The 1,354-nt window shown below is 40.3% G+C and carries 2 protein-coding genes and 1 pseudogene; 1 reads left to right on the top strand and 2 read right to left on the bottom strand.

Going from position 1 to position 1,354, the window contains the following annotated elements; all coding sequences use genetic code 11:
- Positions 1 to 478, top strand: a pseudogene (locus tag IQ215_RS14255) (SPOR domain-containing protein); the annotation flags it as partial.
- On the opposite strand, the gene IQ215_RS14260 reads toward IQ215_RS14255, so the two are convergent.
- Entirely contained in the window at positions 471 to 806 is a 336-nt protein-coding gene (locus IQ215_RS14260; RefSeq protein ID WP_193802060.1) for a HesB/IscA family protein, read from the bottom strand. The pseudogene IQ215_RS14255 and the gene IQ215_RS14260 overlap by 8 nt on opposite strands.
- Positions 807 to 815: 9 nt before the next feature.
- Positions 816 to 1,220: a cupin domain-containing protein gene (locus IQ215_RS14265; protein WP_206688608.1), complete on the bottom strand. Its 405-nt coding sequence runs from the start codon at positions 1,218 to 1,220 to the stop codon at positions 816 to 818.
- Positions 1,221 to 1,354: the final 134 nt, after the last annotated feature.

Genomic DNA, 1,354 nt, shown 5'->3' on the forward strand with positions numbered 1-1,354 from the left:
CACAGATTCTCCCCAAACCTCACCCTACAATCAAACTCCCACCACCGTAGTTAATTCTCCCAATAATGATGATAGTGTCAATAATGGTGGCTCGTCTGTACCTATTATGGTAAATTCCCCCAACCGCACCACCAGCGCCCCTACTCCTAACCCTGTTAACACCCCCATTGAAAGGAGAAGAAGTTTGAGGGAAATAATGGTTTTTGATAGGCCCACTTCCGTAACCAATTCTAGGGGAAATGTGTCTGAAAATACTAGCATTACCACCGATGGTGGAGCTTTTCGAGTGTTTGTGAGGGCAAATAACCCCCAAGAAGAAAATAGGGTTAAAGAAATTTACCCCGATGCTTTTCGCTCTAGTTATCAGGGTAATGTTTTATGGCAAGTGGGGCTTTTTAGTAATCGTCAAAATGCCGAACAGGCCGCCCAACCTTTACGGAATATCGGTTTTAATCCTATCCTTAGCCCCGTTAATTAGCTTTAATGGAAAAAGAAATCCCGCAATTACAATGGTTTTGGGCTTGGGGGTTTTGATATTGAAACGAACCCCCCATTAAATCTTCGGCATAGTCAATGACTAAGTCTTGAATATAATTGTAACTTTGTTCATCAACTAAAATGGTAATATCTTGATGGTGGTCAAAAGTGCGATCGCCCTTTAATATTTCCCCATCAAAATTGAGGTGGTACAAAAGATCTGCACAACCACCTTGCTCAACTTTGATTCTTAAATATGGTTGAGATTGAGAGTTATAATTTTTGAGCCTTGCAATTTCTGCAACGGCACTCGGAGTTAAATTAATCATTTAAATAAATTATTTTCTGGCATAATCATCCTGAAAACGAATAATATCATCTTCCCCGAGATATTCGCCATTTTGCACCTCAATCAACACCAATTTAATTACCCCCGGATTTTCTAAACGATGGCTAGTACACTGGGGTACATAGGTAGATTGATTAGCGCCTAAAATTTTTACTTCATCACCACATTCCACCTTAGCGGTGCCAGATACCACAATCCAATGTTCACTACGATGGTGGTGCATCTGTAAACTTAAACGATGTCCAGGATTAACTTCTATTCTCTTAATTTTATAACCTTGTCCTTCTTCAAGGGTGGTAAACGAACCCCAGGGGCGGGTTTCTGTCTCATGGAGATGGTTTGTGGTAGAAAAAGAAATAATCGGAGTTTCGGTGTGATGTTGTGCAGTTGCCATGATAATTTTTTGGTTTATCTTTTTTATCTATCAACGATAGCACAGGAGAATAAATAATGATGAATCATTAATTAACCTCAGTTCGAGATTTGTTAGTAGGGGTGATGAGGAGTAGGGGTGATGGGGAGTAGGGG

The organism is Cyanobacterium stanieri LEGE 03274 (assembly GCF_015207825.1).
In the GTDB taxonomy this organism is placed as follows: Bacteria; Cyanobacteriota; Cyanobacteriia; order Cyanobacteriales; family Cyanobacteriaceae; genus Cyanobacterium; species Cyanobacterium stanieri_B.